Source organism: Nocardia niwae NBRC 108934 = DSM 45340, assembly GCF_001613465.1.
GTDB classification, from domain to species: Bacteria; Actinomycetota; Actinomycetes; order Mycobacteriales; family Mycobacteriaceae; genus Nocardia; species Nocardia niwae.
In genome coordinates, this window is the sequence record NZ_BDCK01000019.1 from 48,904 (window position 1) to 63,159 (window position 14,256).

Sequence of the window (14,256 nt, forward strand, 5' to 3'; positions counted from 1 at the left end):
GCCATTGCCGTGTCGAATCCGGTAGCCGGCCGGGACATCACCATCCAGTACTTCGCCGGGAGCGTGGACGCTCCGCCGGTGCGGCTGTCGCAATTGGTGGAACGGCTCGGCGCCGAGGGTGAGCTGCCCATGGTCGCTGACCTGAACCCGTACGCGGCGGGCGCAACGGCCACGCGATTCGGCGCGGCGGGCGAAGACCCGTACGTGCCGCGCACACACGGCGACGTGGACATTCGACTGGACGCCGCACTCCGGGAAGACGCACTGGTTCTGGTGGTGGGTCCGTCCAAAACCGGTAAGACCCGCAGTCTGTTCGAGGCCGCGCGCCGGGTCCTGGGCGAGGCCAGGCTGCTGATCCCCGCTCCGGCGGCGCTCGCGGACATCCCCGGATGCGCGCAGTTCACCGACGGAGCGGAGACGGTGGTGGTGTGGCTGGAGAACCTCGATCGGTTCCTCACCGCCGACCGCCCGCTCACCCCGGCGTTGCTCGCCCGGCTCACCGCGCGTCCGGCCAGGACCGTGGTCGCGGCCACCCTGCGCTCGGAAGCGCGCAACCGGCTCCGGCAGGGCACCGGCGAATTCAGCCGGGAAATCGGCGCCGTCCTCCAGCAGGCCACCACGATACAGCTCGCACCGACCAGCGATGATCCACACGAGCACGCCGCAGCGGCGGCGGCCTATCCGTCGCTGCGCCTGGGGCGCTACGGTCTCGCCGAAATCCTCGCGGGCGCACCGGAGCTCCTGGCGCGATACGACGACGCCCGGTACGGCGATCCCGCGCTGCACACCGTCCTGCAAGTGGCCGTCGACTGGGTCCGCGTCGGCCGTCCCGACCCGATCCCCGAAACAGTCCTGGCCGAACTGGCATCGGCGGCATTGGCCGATCAGCGTCCCGAACTGGACCTCGACGCCGCCGCCGTGCACGCGGCGATCGCGGCCGCGCGCGCCCCGCTCGCAGGGGAAGGGCACGTCGCGGCGCTGCACACCAGCCGTCTGCCCGACCGGTCGCGCGCGTACCGGCCCTTCGACTATCTCGTGGCGGCCGACGACGGGCAGCACTTCCGCAACGCGCGACCGCTGCCGGATGTGTTCTGGCGCAACGCCGATCGTGACGCCGATCCAGCGGTGCTGGCCAGCGTCGGCTTCACCGCCTACGTGCGTGACCGGCGACTCGACAGCGAGCACCTCTTGTACCGGGCCGCCTGTGCCGGACATCTCGAAGCCGCCTACAACCTCGGAGTCCTGCTGCACGAACGCGGCGCGCACGCCGACGCCGAGCACTGGTGGCGTCGCGCGGGCGTGGCCGGTCACGCACCGTCCACCTATCGTGTCGGGGTTCTGCTGGACAAACGTGGGGCGACCGATGAAGCCGAGACGTGGTACCGCAGTGCTGCGGTCTCCTATCCACAAGCGATGACCGTCCTCGCCGCCGTGTTGTTCCGACGGGGCCGGACGGCCGAAGGCGAAGTCTGGTTCCGCCGTGCGGCTGTCGCCGGGCACCCGGACGCGATGTCGGTGCTCGGGGCGTTGCTCGACGACCGAGGAGAGACCGTCGAAGCCGAGGAGTGGTGGCGCCGTGCCGCGGCTCGGCAGCAAACGGAGGCGATGCACCACCTTGCGATGCTCGAAGACCGGAGCGGCCGGGCGGCCGAAGCCGAGGCCTGGTATCGCCGCGCCGCGGCGACCGGGCATACCGGTGCGGCCTACGACCTCGGCGTTCTGCTGCACCGGCGCGGCGAAACGAGGGAAGCCGAAACCGAGTGGCGCCGGGCCGCTGCCCATGACCATCTGCTCGCGATCCACAATCTCGCGGCCTCGCTGCACGTCCGCGGGGAGATCACGGAAGCCGAATCCTGGTACCGGCGCGCCGTCGCGGCCGGGCACGCGAACGCGATGCACAACCTCGCGGTGCTCCTGATGAGCCGCGACCAGATCGCGGAGGCCGAATCCTGGTTTCGCCGCGCCGCCGCAACCGGGCATCCGGACGCCATGCTCGCACTCGCCGCAGTGCTCGAAAACCGCGGCGAATCACGGGAAGCGGAAGTCTGGTACCACCGATCCGCGACAGCAGGCGACCCCGAGGCCATGTTCGCGCTCGCGGTCGCGCTCCAGCGACGGAACAGGACGGCCGAAGCCGAGAAGTGGTACCGGCGTGCCGCGGCCGCCGAGCATCCCAAGGCGGCGCATCGGCTCGGATACCTGCTGCACGATCGGGGCGAGGTGGACGGCGCCGAGCAGGTGTGGCGCGCAGCCGCCGCGCACGATCCCGATTGCATGTTCGTGCTCGGCATCGTCGTGGAGCGGCGCGGGGAGACCGCGGAAGCCGAAGGCTGGTACCGGCGGGCCGCGGCCGCAGGCCACCTCGAGGCCATGCGGCTGCTCGCCGGCTCCCTACGCCTGCGCGGCGAAGCCGCGGAAGCGGACGCCTGGGAGCGCCGGGCAGCCCAGGGCGCGGCGCAGGATTGACCGGGCCGAGGGCCGACGACTCCGGCGCGGCGGAGCGGGATCAGACGACCCGCTGCTCGAGCGCGGCGACAACACAGTGCAGGGTCTGGACGGGATCCAGACCCGGGGAGCGGCGACTCCGACAGCCCGTGAAGTGCTTGCCCTCCGGATCGTCCGCCCACCTCTCGACCACGTCGGTCCCGCATTCGAGATGCAGACCACCCGGAACGGTTCCGGTGGCCCGGCACGTCCGGAAGAACGCGTGGATCCCGTCGAGGACGTCGTCGAACCGAAAGGCCGCCTGGCCGAATCGTGTTCGCGGGGTCGTTGGCATCGGATCGCATACCCAGCAGACCGGGGTCTCGCACGCGGCGGCCGCGGCGAACAGCGCGGGAAGCGTGTCGAGGGTTCCTGCGACACCGAGCCTCGGAACCAGAGTGAGCCTGCCCGGCTGCTTGCGCGGATTCAGTGCTCGGCACAGCATCTCCACGTCATACGGTGTGGTCGTCGGGCCCAGCGCCACCGCGACCGGGTTGCCGACCCGCGCGGCCGACCGCATCCGGTCGCGCGCGCAGTTGCCGGTGTGATCGCCGATCCACAGCATGTGCGCCGACCGGTCCCACCATTCCCCGTGCGGTTCCTGACGGGTCGGCGCTGCCTCGTACGGCAAGGACGGCTCGCGTGAGATACGCGGCGGCGCTATCGAAGCGTGCAGTTCATGCGCCCCCGGCGGGGTGATCGCGGCGATGGGCAGCAGTCCGCCGACCGCGCGGAGCAGATCGCGGCGCACCGGGTCACGGCACCCGTCCGCGGCCCGGCGGAGTATGGTCGCGCACAGCGTTATCGGCAGGTGATTCCCCGGCCACCCATCCAGCGTGGCGGGCGTGCGCGAGGGTCCGGGCGCTCTTTCGATGGTGACGGTCGCTTCGCCCAGTGCATGCGCCATGACCGCGGCGACGGCATACATCAGCGCCCGGCGGACGGCGACTGTCCGGGTTTCACCGCCGGAGAAGGTGTCGTCGCGGCTACCGAGGTGCAGTACGAAACCCTCTCCGCGCGCTGCCTTCGCCACACCCGCTGTCAGCGCGACGCATTCGGCCGGATGGATCGGTCCGGGCAAGAGCCGCGATCGCTGCGCGCGGTCGAGCGGTGGGGCGGATTCTTCGAGCGTCCGCTCGTCGCTGTAGGGCGCGCGCACCGCGAAGTCGTCTTCCGGATCGTCGAGTGATCCCGGGTGCGCGGGTTCCGGTTCGTCGGCCCACGGCGGATCGTCACCGGCCGTGGCGGCGTACTCGGGCGGGATGACGTCGGGATTGAACGATTCCCGGATATAGCAGACCGGTCGATCGCCGAGCAGCATGACGTAGGACCGCGCCGCGCACAGGCGACCGTCCGGCCATCTGAGCACGCCGGTCCGCAGCAGGCGCCGCCGCTGGGCCATTCCGCGGGAGATCAGGCCCGATCCGATCGGGACCCGGACATCGTCCACCCCGGAAGCGGTCGCGCCCGCGCGCACGGCGACGACATAGTTGACGGATGCGGTGACCAAGTCGGCGTTGACCAGACACGAGCGGCGGACGATGAGGCGATCGGCGCCGGACACGCGCAAGACGTCGGTGACGGTGGCGGGCAGCCGACCGGCCGCGATGTCGTCCTGGCGCAGCACCCGGACCTTCAGGTCGGTGCCGAGAACCGCCGCGAGTGCGGGCGTGGTGAATCCGTCACTCGCCAGCAGCGCCCTGGTCAGGGGATGGCCGAATCGGCCGAGTTCGTCGTGGTTCGGGAAACCCGAACCACCGGGCGGGCAATCGCCCGGTGGCTCGGGGCCGGTGTGCGTGATCGTCACGACCGGCTCCGCGCGGTGGCTGTCACGGGAAAGCCCGGTGGGGATCCGGTGCTAGGAGGTGGTGGCGCCGGCAGCGGTCGGGGGAAGGACGGGGCGAGCCACGGCGGCGACTTCCTCGTCCGTCCGGGGCCGGCCGGTCAGCCCGAGGACCGGTTCGGTCGTGATCCGCAGCTGTCCGGTAGTGGTGTCGGCCAACGGATCCCGCCAGTGGTCCCAGACGACGGACATGTCCAGGTGACCCATGTATTCGAGATTCGCCGACTCCGCATGAAGGTGTTCGGCCGCGGAGATGATGGTCTCGGTCGCGGCGCGCTCTTGCATTCCCGAGGACTCGTCCATGTCGGTGAGACCCGCCATGATCTCGGTGAACTGCGCCTGCTTGGTGTCGCCGCTGTGCCCGGTCGTCAGGGTGCCCGCGTGCGCGAAGTATTCCTCCGAGCCGACGTACTGCTCGTACATCCGCGAAACCAGGACCAGGAATCGGGTGTAGGCCCGGCGGTAGGCGTGCTCGTAGAAGCTCAGGGCGTCGGACTCGCTCAGCTCGCCGCGCAGGACGGTCGCGATCGCCGCCGCGGCGACCAGACCCGAGTACGTCGCCAGATGCACGCCGCTGGACAGCAGCGGATCGAGGAAACACGCCGCGTCGCCGACGACGACCCAGCCGGGACCGCAGAACCGGTCGGAGGAGTAGGAGTAGTCCTGCTCCGCCTTGACCTCCGCGACCCGCTGGGCGCCGACGAGCAGCTTGCTCATCGCCGCACTGTCACCGATGGTGTCGAGGTAGTACGCCTCCCGGCCTTGTTCCCGGAGCTTCGGAGCGGCTTTGCGCGCGGAGACGACGTAGCCGACACTGTGGCGGCCGTTCGAGAGCGGAATGTTCCAGAACCAGCCGCCCTCGGGGGTGGACACCACGTTGATCGCGCCTTCCGGACTGTCCGGATGTAGCTGTGCGCCTTCCCAATACGACCAGACGGCCACGTTGCGGAAGGCCGGGTGCTGCTGGCGATCGATGACCTGGTGTTTGGCCAGCACGCCCGCCCGGCCCGAGGCGTCGACGAGGAAATCGAACTCGGTGGTGTGGGTCCGGTCGTCACCCTCCACGGTCCATTCGACGGCCGTGGGCCGGTCGCCCTCGAACAGGACGTTGGTGACCGTGGCCTGCTCGATCACTTGCGCGCCCTGCTCGGCGGCGTTGCGCAGCAGCAATTCGTCGAAGACGTCGCGTTGCACCTGCCACGACCAGGCTTCCGCGTCCACCAGCTTGGACCAGTCCAGCAGCCAGTCGTCGTTCTGCCACTGGAAGTGGCCGCCCCGCTTGATCTGGAAGCCGTGCGCGGCCACCGCGTCGTAGGCGCCGGAGAGGCGCAGGGTCGACAGGACCGACGCCAAGAGGCTTTCACCGATGTGGTAGCGCGGGAACTTATCTCGTTCCAGAAGGGTCACCCGGACCCCCGATTTGGCGAGCAGGGCGGCGGTGGTCGACCCGGCTGGGCCGCCGCCGATGACCAGAACGTGTGGATTGTCCATAGCGAACTCCCTGGAACTGCCGACAAGGATCGTGCGCCCGCTTCAGCGGCGGAGAGACTCCGGGGTGGGCCGCGGTCTTCGGCCCGCCCGGACAAAATATTGCTGCTGATTAGCGATGCTAACGGTGCACGGTCCGATTGTAGCAATTCATATCGAAAGCTCAATAGTCACAGGCTATTTGGCAACCGTACGCCTATCGTCTGCTGGATTGCTGAAGGGTTGCCAAAATACCCGCAAGAGACGGTCCCGGCTGATCGCCTGCACGCGGCGGAACGGCACCTCCGAAGGGTGCCTGCGTCGCGGGGTCCGTGGAAACCGTTGCGGGGGAGAGTGTTTCGCCAGGTCATCGGAGCCGTGGCGCGGAAGGTGAAAGATCTGGGGTAGGCGGCGATGAGCTGTGTCGTACGGTCATCACCCCTCTTTCCCTACGGATTCAGGATACGGGGGACGTTCGGGTCGCACGAGCCGTTCACCCAGAGTTACCCTGCCGGTCGGCCGGTCTGCGCTCCGGACAACTCCGGGCGACGCCCCGGGGAGCGGAAAAGGTTGCGGCGCGGCCGATTTGCCCAGCATCTCGACCTGCGCGGTAAGCGATTCAGCCGGTGTCGGTAGATGTGACACCGGGGGCTGATCCCACGCCCGTGGGAGAGGGTTTCGAGTCGGTACCTTACGTCGAGAAGTGCGTCCGGTCCGCATCGGGAAGGTCGCCAACGGCGACAGTAGTGCACGAATTCGGCCCGCGGTCCGCCGACGTGGAGAGCGACCTCGTCGAGGCGAAAAGATAGGTGCTCAGGGGCTTTCCGGTGCTTCGTAGGCGCGCAGGAAGGTGTCGACCGCCGCCTTGGCCACCGCGCGCAGCTCGGCGGTGGAGACCTTGCGCGTGCCGAGCCGCGAGCGGCCCTCCACCGGGCCGGTGATCAGCACGAGGAACTGTTCCGCTGCGGTCGCTGGGTCGCACGCGCGCAGGCGGCCGGACAGCGACAGCCGCGCCAGTCGATCGGCGAGTGCCTCGGCCAGTTGGTCGGATGTGCGGCTGACGACGATGTCGATCAGGTCGGGGAACTGCGCGACCTGGCCGTAGGCCAGCCATCGCAGCGATCGGGATCGTTCGGCGCAGCAGACCCGGAGCAGCCGGTACGCCGTGTCTTCCAGGGTGGCGCGCAGGTCCGGGCCCGGATTGCGCAACCGGTCCACCACCGAGAGATTCTCCGCCAGCACCGCGTCGCTGACGGCCGTCAGCGCGTGCCGGAACAAGGTCTCCTTGTCGTTGAGGTGGTTGTAGATCGTCGGTTTGGCGACGCCGGCCTCCTCGGCGATCTCCTGCACGCACGCCTGCGCGTAACCCCGGCGCGCGAAGACGGCGAACGCCGCGTCCAGGATCGCCTGCCGCTTGTCGATCCGCCCGCGCGAAGCCGTCTGTCCGGCCGCCGATGTCGCTGCTGCCACTTCCGCAGTGTAGCGCACCGGAATAATATCTTTCCTCGCCGGTTCAGTTTCATGAACCAACCGTCAGGCCACTGCCGTCCGATCACCGGTGAGGGGAAAGTAGGTACTGGAGGTCGGGTCGGACACGAGTAGTGGACTACTCGAACTCGCGGGCGGGTGTGCGCATCCTGCCACCATCGACGACGCGGCATGGGGTGCCACCACTGCTGACACTGCGCTGTCGGCAGGCCGGACGCCGCAGCGGTCGGGTGCGATGACGGTGACGGTGTGCCGCGGTGAATACGGGCTGCGCCGATGAGTTTCGGCAAGCCATGGCGTCGTTGGTGGTGGAGTGTCCCCACACCTGTTCGAGGAGAATCATGACCGACGACCGAACTGTCCGAACCTCCGCTCCCGAGTTGCTCGACGTCCCGGAGAGCGCGACGGCTGCCATTCGCCGTCGCGTCGCACCGGAGGAGATGCGGGACTTCTTCGATCGGTCGTTCCGGGCGCTGCCGGAGGTCGTCGCGGGGCAGGGCGTGACGATCGCTGGTCCGGCCTTCTGCCTGTACCGCGAGGAGGCGGCCGCCGCGCTGGATGTGGAGGTCGGGTTCCCGGTCGATCGGCCGGTGCGTCCGGAACGCGATGTCATGGCCGGGTGCCTGCCCGCAGGCCGCGTGGCCAGGATCGTGTACTCCGGTGGATTCGAGGGCTTGGCCGCCGCCTGGGAGAACCTGCGATCGTGGATCGTCGAACAGCGACTCACGCCGGGGCCGCTGTGGTGGGAGGTCTACCGCACCCGGCCCACGCCGGACATGGATCCCGCGCAGCTGCGCACCGAGCTGAACTGGCCGGTGATGCCGTAACCGACGTCGACACGGTCGCGTCTCGGCGGGTGGTCGGAGGGGGCGCAGCAACGTTCCCAGTAGTGGCGAATTTCTGGCTATCGATCGGCCTATTCTGCTTGGCAGCGGCCGGATCGGGGCGCGTGCAGGGTCGACGCCTGGTCCGTTCGGGGAAACTAGCTGTGGGACAGGCGATGACGCGACTGGTGCACTTCGTGGGCAGCTTGCCCGCGGCATTGACGGCAGATGACAGTGACGTGCTGGAATGGTTCGTCCAGCGCAGCCGAGGCCACCGGCTCACCGGCGTACCGCGGGACCTGGATCCCACCTGGGTCGTGGAGTACCTGCGCGAGCGAGGCGTACACGACGACGTTTTCGAAGTGGTGCGCGATGGTGACTTCGCCGACTACGCCGACATGCGCGTCTACGGTCTGCGCCGGGGCGCCGTCCTCGAACCTCGCCACGTGACGATGGACCGCGTCGACCGCATCGGCGCGGCCGTCACCGCTTTTCGCGCGCTGCGGGATCGGCACCCGGAACTCGTGGGCACACGCTTGCAGATCAGTCAACCGAACCCGCTCGACCTGGCGCTGTTCGTGTTCGGCGGCGCCGCGGTGGCTGAGGGACTTCCCCTCGGCCGCGCGCTGCGCCATCTCCCGGCGGTGACTCCCGCCCTGCGCGCCCTGCCGGTCTTCGTAGAGGCGGCGCTGGCCGAGATGGCCCAGCTCGTCACCGATCACGGCGACCTGATCACCTGGCAGGTGGAGTCGCCGATCGCTCAGCTGGCACTGGTGAAGGCGGCGCGATTCGGTGCGCAGGTGCCGGTCGGCCGTCTGGTCGCAAGGCAGTTGGCCGACTTCCTCGTGCGGGCGCACGACCTCGGCGCGCAGACCACCTTGCACCTCTGTTACGGCGACTACCAGCACAAAGAGCTCATCGCCCCACGCAGTCTCGCGCCGGCGGTGAAGCTGTTGAACGGCGTCTCCCGCGACCTGCGCGCCCGCGCTGTGCCGCTGCCACCCGCGCACATCCCCTGCGCCTACGGGGCTCATCCGGCCCCGCTGGACCCGGCGTTCTACCGGCCCCTGCGCAGGCTGGACCCGGAGTGGCGGGTCATCGCCGGGGTCGTGTCGCCGAAGGGAACGGAAGACAGTATCCGCAGCCTGGCTTTGTTCGAAGCGGCCGCGGGCCGGGTCGCATACGGGGTGGCGACGGCATGCGGCCTCGGCCGGTGCACCGTCGAGGAAGCGGAGCGGGCCGCCGCGGCCACCGTGGCGACAGCCGAGGGCGCCCCGAGCGAGGCGGTGCGCCCCTGAATCACCTGCGGCCGTTCGGACTGGGGAGATACGCAGCCGTCTGCCTGCTGCGGAACGGCTGCGTATCTCACCGGTTCAGATGACGGGTCCGGTGACTTCGCGCAGCCCGTCTCCGGACAGTCGCAGCCAGCGCTGCACGCCGATCTCGGTGAGGAAGCGTTCATCGTGGCTGACGACCACGAAGGCGCCCCGGTAGGCGTTCAGCGCACTCTCGAGCTGGCCCACGCTGACCAGGTCGAGGTTGTTGGTCGGTTCGTCGAGCAGCAACAGTTGCGGCGCCGGTTCGGCGAACAAGATACATGCGAGCGTGGCGCGCAGGCGCTCGCCGCCGGAGAGCGCGCCTACCGGCAGATGGACCCGCGAGCCGCGAAACAAGTAGCGCGCCAACAGATTCATTCGCTGGGCCTCGGGCATGGTCTTCGCGAACGCGGCCAGGTTCTCCGCGACTGTGCGCTCGGGGTCGAGCAGATCCAGTCGTTGTGAGAGGTAGGCGACCCGACCCTCGGCACGGGTGATCGCACCGTGCTCCGCGGAGAGATCACCGTGGACGATTCGCAGCAGCGTCGATTTCCCCACGCCGTTCGGGCCGGTCACCGCGATCCGCTCGGGTCCGCGGAGCACCAGGTCGACGCCGGTGAAGATCGGCTGCTGCTCGTAGCCGAACCGCATGCCCTCGCCGGCGAAGACCGTGCGCCCGGCCGGAACATCGGTGCCGGGCAGTTCCAGCACTATTCTCTGTTCGTCGCGCACCGAGCGTTCGGCCAGATCCAGTTTGCTCTTCGCCGCACCCACGCGGGCGCTGTGCGTCTCGTTCGCTTTCCCGGCCGATTGCTGGGCGTTGCGTTTCATCGTTCCCGCGAAGATCTTCGGCAGGCCCGCGTTGCTCAGGTTGCGCGCGGCGTTGCTCGCGCGGCGTGCTGCGCGTTCGCGCGCCCGCTGCAACTCTCGCTTCTCGCGCTCGAGCTCCTGCTCGGCGTTGCGGACATTCTTCTCGGCGACCTCGCGTGCGGCACGTACAGCGGCTTCGTAGTCGGTGAAATTGCCGCCGTAGAACCGCATTTCGCCGCAGTCGAGTTCGGCGATGCGGTCCATGCGCTCGAGCAGAGCTCGATCGTGGCTGACCAGGAGCAGGCAGCCGTTCCAGTCCGCCAGCAGGTCGTAGAGCCGGTGGCGTGCGTCGAGGTCGAGATTGTTGGTCGGTTCGTCGAGTATCAGCACCTCCGGTCTGCGCAACAGCTGCGCCGCGAGACCCAGGGACACGATCTGCCCGCCGCTGAGCGTGTGCAGATGTCTGGTGGAGGACACGTGGCCGAGGCCGAGTCGTTCCAGCTGTGCGCGGGTGCGCTCCTCGATGTCCCAGTCGGAGCCGATCGTGGCGAAATGCTCCTCGCTGGTGTCACCGGCCTCGATGGCGTTCAGCGCCGCGAGCACCGGTGCGATGCCGAGCACCTCGGCGACGGTCAGATCGCCGGTGAGCGGCAGATTCTGCGGGAGGTAGCCGAGTATCCCGTCGACCGACACACTGCCCGCAACCGGCCGGAGATCACCGGCGATCAGGCGTAGCAAGGTGCTTTTTCCGGCGCCGTTGGGGGCTACCAGCCCGGTCCGGCCGCCGGGCACGCTGAAGGACAGTTCGTCGAAGACCGGGGTGTCATCCGGCCAGGAGAACGACAGGTTCGAACACACGATGTACGCATCGGACATGGCGGTTACCTCGAAGGTCAGGCGGGCGCGCGAAACCGGCGCCACGCGAGGAAGAATGGTGAAACGACGACATGGCCACGACGGCGACGCCCTGATAGCGCCTACCGGTGGCCGTCAAATCCGGGAGTTATCCCGAGATGTCGAGTTCACCTGCCATGTTCGAACTTCCTCGCTTCGATCACTGTGCGTCGACCATAACAGCCGCGTCCGCGCCGCCGAGCGGCGTAGTGCATTCCCGCCCGATCCGGGGCCGGTTCGGCGGTGATGTCGGTGCGGGCGCGGACAGCGGAACCCGGTGACCCGCTTCGGTAGGGTCGCAGCGGGACCCCGCAACCGGGACCGAGCGGGAAAAGGAGTGCGCACCATGTCGCTGGTCGGGCGGGAAGCCGAGCTGAAGGACCTGCGCGCGCTCGTCGACGGACCCGAGGGTCGCAGTGGGATTCTTCTTCGAGGTGCGGCCGGGATCGGAAAATCCGCGCTGGTGAACGAGGCGGTCGCGGCGGCCGCGATCGCGGGGGCGCGAGTCCTGCGGACCGCGGGCGTGGAGGCCGAACAGCACTACGCCTACGCCGGGCTGCATCGGCTGCTGTACCCGTTGCGGACGGAACTGGACGGGTTGCCGCAACGGCAGCGCGACGCACTCGCATCCGCGTTCGGCACCTCGGACAGCGTCGAGGAACCCACTGCCTACCTGGTCGGCCTCGCAGCGCTGACGCTGCTCGCCGACACGGCGAACCTGCGGCCGCTACTGATCGTCGCGGAGGACGTACATGCACTCGACCTCGCCAGCGCGCAGGTGCTGGCGTTCATCGCCCGCCGAATCGACAGCGAGCCGATCGCGCTGATCGCCAGCCTGCGCGAAGGGATCGGCACGCCGCTCGCCGACGCGGGACTGAGCCTCATGCAGCTGGAACCGCTGTCCGGCGACGACGCCGCCGCGCTGCTGGACCTGGCCGCGCCCGACCTGCCCGCCCCGGTCCGGCACCGGGTGCTGGCCGAGGCCCAGGGCAACCCCCTGGCGCTGACCGAGCTGCCGACCGCGGTGGGCGCGCTCGATGAGCCTCCCGCGGCGCTGCCACTGACCGAACGGCTCGAACGCGCCTTCGCCGCGCGCAGTACGACGCTGCCCGCCCCCACTCGCACCGCGCTGCTCGTAGCGGCACTCGCCGACAGCGACTCGATGGCCGAAACACTCTCCGCTACAAGCATTCTGCTGGGAACGCCGGCCGAACCCGAGATCTTCACACCCGCGGTGGAGGCCCGGCTGCTCGTCCTCGGGCCCGGCACGGTCACCTTCCGGCATCCCCTGATGCGATCGGCCCTGGCCGCGACGGCGACGGCAGGTGAACGTGCCCGCGCCCACGGGGCGCTCGCCGATGTCCTCACCGATCCCGATCGGCGCGCCTGGCAGCTGGCCGCGGCCACTACGGGCCCCGACGAACAGGTGGCGCGCGAACTGGAGGCCGTCGCGGAACGGGCGCGCCACCACGGTGACGCGATCGCGACCTGGGAGCGAGCCGCCGACTTCAGCGAGAGCGCCGGGCGGCGCGCGGACCGGCTGCTGCGGGCGGCGGAACTCGCCGTCGATTCCGGCCGCCGTGAGCTCGCCGAACGGCTCGTCCTGGCCGCGCGCGCACTTCCCAGCACACCCCGGCGCCGCGCCACGGCGGCCTGGTTGCTCAGTGGATTCGACGACGGGGTGCGCGAGAACCCCTCGCGCATCGCCGAGTTGGCCGCGCTGGCGGCGTCTGTCGCCGCCGACGGGCACCCCGACGCGGCGATGCGCATCCTGTGGGGTGCGGCGATGCGCTGCTTCTGGTCCGAACCCGGGCCCGGCACCCGCCGCGCGCTGCTCGCCGTCGCCGACGACCTTCCCATTCCCGACGACGATCCGCGCCTGGTCGCGGTCTCCGCGTATGTCGCCCCTTTCGAACGTGGCGAACGGGTCCTCGATCACCTGCGCGCCCTGGCCTCCGGTGCCGGCCGCGACCCCGAGGTCGACCGATTCCTGGGCAGCGCGGCTCTGCAAGTGGGCGCTTTCGACCTCGCCGCGCACTTCTCCGCCGCGGCCGCGCCGGGATTCCGGGTCGAGGGGCAGCTCGGACTGCTGCCGCGCGCGCTCACCGTCCAGGCGTGGAGTCTGGCCCGGCTCGGCGATCTCGCCGCCGCGGCGCCGGTCGCGGCCGAAGCCGCGGCCTTCGCCCGCGAAACCGGTCAGCCCTTCATGTACGGGCTGGCCACCGCCGTGCAAGCCGAAATCGCCGCGTTGCGAGGTGATTACACACGAGCGGCGGTCCTGGTGGGCGAAGCCGAACGGATCGGGCTCGCCTCCGGCGCGCGACCCGTGCTGGCGACAGTTCAACTCGCCCGCGGGCTCGCGGCTCTGGGCGAGGGGCGCTACGACGACGCGTTCGCCGATCTGCGCCGCACGCACGATCCGCGCGACCCGGCGCACTCGCCGACGCTGCGCGCCTATTCCCTGGCCGAACTCGCCGACGCGGCGATCCGTGCCGGGCAGGCCGACGCGCTGCGGGAGCTGCTGGGCGGCCTGGAGCAGGCCGTGGCTTGCACACCCTCGCCCGCCCTGCACATCGGATGGCGATACGCGCACGCACTCCTGTCGGCGGACGCCGCCGAAACACACTTCACCGGTGCGCTCGGCGGCGACCTGACCGCCTGGCCCGCCGAGCGCGGCCGGTTGCACCTGTCCTACGGTGAATGGCTGCGGCGACAGCGGCGGGTCGTCGAATCTCGCGCCCACCTGCGCACGGCCAGGGAAATCTTCGACGCCCTGGGATTCACCGCCTGGAGCGAACGAGCCCGGTTGGAGTTGCGCAGTGCCGGTGAATCCAGCCCGAACCACGACCCCGACGCCCGCGATCGGCTCACTCCGCACGAGCTGAGCATTGCCCGGCTGGCGGCACAGGGACTGACCAACCGGGAAATCGGGCAGCGACTGTACCTGTCGCATCGGACGGTCAGCACCCACCTGCATCGCATCTTCCCCAAACTCGGCGTCAGCTCGCGCACCGATCTGGCGGCGCTGCTACCGGCCGACGAGGACATGACCGTGTGATGCCGCCTCCATTGCTTGCGGACCGGGGTGCGGGTCAGCCGTCCCATCCCGGGACGGCGGCGGACCGTCGGC

General features: G+C 69.8%; 8 protein-coding genes. 4 read left to right on the top strand and 4 right to left on the bottom strand.

Annotated features, from left to right (window positions below; translation table 11 throughout):
- Positions 1–9: 9 nt before the first annotated feature.
- Positions 10–2,466 carry a tetratricopeptide repeat protein gene (locus NNI01S_RS12095; protein ID WP_063020169.1) on the top strand — a complete coding sequence of 819 codons (2,457 nt, stop codon included), beginning with the start codon at positions 10–12 and terminating at the stop codon, positions 2,464–2,466.
- A 40-nt stretch (positions 2,467–2,506) separates the two neighbouring features.
- On the opposite strand, the gene NNI01S_RS12100 is transcribed toward NNI01S_RS12095, so the two are convergent.
- The 3 genes from NNI01S_RS12100 to NNI01S_RS12110 all read right to left on the bottom strand — a co-directional run bounded on the left by NNI01S_RS12100 (position 2,507) and on the right by NNI01S_RS12110 (position 7,264).
- Positions 2,507–4,291, bottom strand: coding sequence for a 3-deoxy-7-phosphoheptulonate synthase (locus NNI01S_RS12100; RefSeq protein WP_063020170.1), 1,785 nt, complete (start codon positions 4,289–4,291; stop codon positions 2,507–2,509).
- Positions 4,292–4,342: 51 nt separating this feature from the next.
- Positions 4,343–5,818 (bottom strand): NAD(P)/FAD-dependent oxidoreductase, encoded by a 1,476-nt coding sequence (locus tag NNI01S_RS12105; RefSeq protein WP_063020171.1) that lies wholly within the window; start codon positions 5,816–5,818, stop codon positions 4,343–4,345.
- A gap of 789 nt (positions 5,819–6,607) precedes the next feature.
- Positions 6,608–7,264 carry a TetR/AcrR family transcriptional regulator gene (locus NNI01S_RS12110; RefSeq protein WP_063020204.1) on the bottom strand — a complete coding sequence of 219 codons (657 nt, stop codon included), beginning with the start codon at positions 7,262–7,264 and terminating at the stop codon, positions 6,608–6,610.
- A 359-nt stretch (positions 7,265–7,623) separates the two neighbouring features.
- Here NNI01S_RS12110 and NNI01S_RS12115 point away from each other — a divergent pair, with 359 nt between their 5' ends.
- Both NNI01S_RS12115 and NNI01S_RS12120 read left to right on the top strand, forming a co-directional pair.
- Positions 7,624–8,109, top strand: a complete 486-nt coding sequence (locus NNI01S_RS12115; RefSeq protein WP_063020172.1) for a GyrI-like domain-containing protein — start codon at positions 7,624–7,626, stop codon at positions 8,107–8,109.
- A gap of 173 nt (positions 8,110–8,282) precedes the next feature.
- The gene (locus tag NNI01S_RS12120) at positions 8,283–9,404 is read left to right on the top strand and encodes a hypothetical protein (RefSeq protein ID WP_157114714.1); all 1,122 of its coding nucleotides are present in this window, start codon (positions 8,283–8,285) and stop codon (positions 9,402–9,404) included.
- 75 nt (positions 9,405–9,479) lie between these two features.
- Here NNI01S_RS12120 and NNI01S_RS12125 read toward each other — a convergent pair whose 3' ends face one another.
- Positions 9,480–11,108 (bottom strand): ABC-F family ATP-binding cassette domain-containing protein, encoded by a 1,629-nt coding sequence (locus NNI01S_RS12125; RefSeq protein ID WP_063020205.1) that lies wholly within the window; start codon positions 11,106–11,108, stop codon positions 9,480–9,482.
- 364 nt (positions 11,109–11,472) lie between these two features.
- Between NNI01S_RS12125 and NNI01S_RS12130 the strand changes: the two genes are divergently transcribed.
- Positions 11,473–14,184 carry an AAA family ATPase gene (locus NNI01S_RS12130; RefSeq protein ID WP_063020206.1) on the top strand — a complete coding sequence of 904 codons (2,712 nt, stop codon included), beginning with the start codon at positions 11,473–11,475 and terminating at the stop codon, positions 14,182–14,184.
- The last annotated feature ends 72 nt before the right edge of the window (positions 14,185–14,256 follow it).

Coding starts and splice junctions, on each gene's coding strand:
- NNI01S_RS12105 (WP_063020171.1), bottom strand. CDS start 5,818: ATGGACAATCCACACGTTCTGGTCATCGGCGGCGGCCCAGCCGGGTCG.
- NNI01S_RS12115 (WP_063020172.1), top strand. CDS start 7,624: ATGACCGACGACCGAACTGTCCGAACCTCCGCTCCCGAGTTGCTCGAC.
- NNI01S_RS12120 (WP_157114714.1), top strand. CDS start 8,283: ATGACGCGACTGGTGCACTTCGTGGGCAGCTTGCCCGCGGCATTGACG.
- NNI01S_RS12125 (WP_063020205.1), bottom strand. CDS start 11,108: ATGTCCGATGCGTACATCGTGTGTTCGAACCTGTCGTTCTCCTGGCCG.
- NNI01S_RS12130 (WP_063020206.1), top strand. CDS start 11,473: ATGTCGCTGGTCGGGCGGGAAGCCGAGCTGAAGGACCTGCGCGCGCTC.